This is a genomic window from Oleiphilus sp. HI0067 (assembly GCF_001635735.1).
The window spans coordinates 1-1,238 of the sequence record NZ_LWFI01000356.1 but is presented as its reverse complement, the minus strand read 5'-3'; the positions used below and the strand labels follow the sequence as shown (position 1 = coordinate 1,238).

At 46.6% G+C, this 1,238-nt stretch carries 1 protein-coding gene; it reads left to right on the top strand.

All coding sequences use genetic code 11. The annotated features are described in order from the left end of the window. The coding region (locus tag A3739_RS04320; protein WP_068500460.1) for a glycerol kinase GlpK at positions 1 to 1,238 on the top strand (1,238 nt) is incomplete at both ends.

Below are 1,238 nucleotides of genomic sequence, written 5' to 3'. Positions count from 1 at the left end.
TTTCGAAAGCAGGGATTGCAGCGAAGGACATTAAGGGAATCGGTATCACTAACCAACGAGAAACGACGATAGTTTGGGATCGAAAAACCGGTCGAGCTATTTATAACGCGATTGTATGGCAAGACCGACGTACAGCGTCTATCTGTTCTAAACTGCGCTCTAATTATGATGAAGGAACACTGCGTGACAAAACAGGGTTACTGTTAGATCCATATTTTTCTGCGACAAAAATTGCTTGGATCTTAGATAATGTCGATGGCGCTAGGGTATTGGCAGATCAGGGTGATTTGGCTTTTGGTACGATTGATAGCTATTTGCTCTGGCGGCTTACTGATGGAGAGGTGCATGCAACGGACGCCACAAACGCTTCTCGAACCAATCTTTTCAATATCATAGATCAGCAATGGGATGACGAATTACTAGCGTTATTTGACGTTCCTAAATCAGTTTTACCCGAAGTAAAAGATTGTGGTGCTGACTTTGGTGTCTGCAGTGAAGAGTGGCTTGGCGCACCAGTTCCAATACTTGCGATGATCGGTGATCAGCAGTCGGCTCTTGTTGGACAAGCATGTTTTGATAAAGGCATGTTGAAGAGTACCTATGGTACAGGTTGCTTTGTGATTCTCAATACCGGAGACACGGCCCTTCGCTCAGATAATAAGCTGTTATCAACGGTGGCTTATCGTTTCAATGGTGAAGTGGTCTATGCCTTGGAAGGGAGTATCTTTGTTGCTGGTGCTGCGGTGCAGTGGTTAAGAGACGGACTTGGCGTCATTGAAAATGCACATGAATCGGAAGCGATTGCGACAGAGGTCGGTTATCAAGATGCCTTATATGTGGTTCCGGCTTTTACAGGTCTAGGAGCCCCTTACTGGGACCCTGATGCGCGCGGGGCGGTATTAGGACTTACACGTGACACTGGGGCCAACGAAGTCGTCACTGCTGGTTTAGAATCTGTCGCGCACCAGACGAATGATTTATTAGAAGCGATGATTCGCGACGGTGCTCATGTTGAGAGTTTGCGCGTGGATGGAGGCATGATCGTGAATGACTGGTTCGCCCAGTGTTTATCTGATTTATGNAATGTGCCTGTAGAGCGTCCTGAAATAGTTGAAACAACCGCGTTGGGAGCAGCATATATCGCAGCGGTTCAAGCAGGGCTTTACAGCTGTTTAAATGACGTTGCGAATAAATGGAAGTTAGAACAGCGATTTGAGCCAAACTTAGACTCGAGTGAA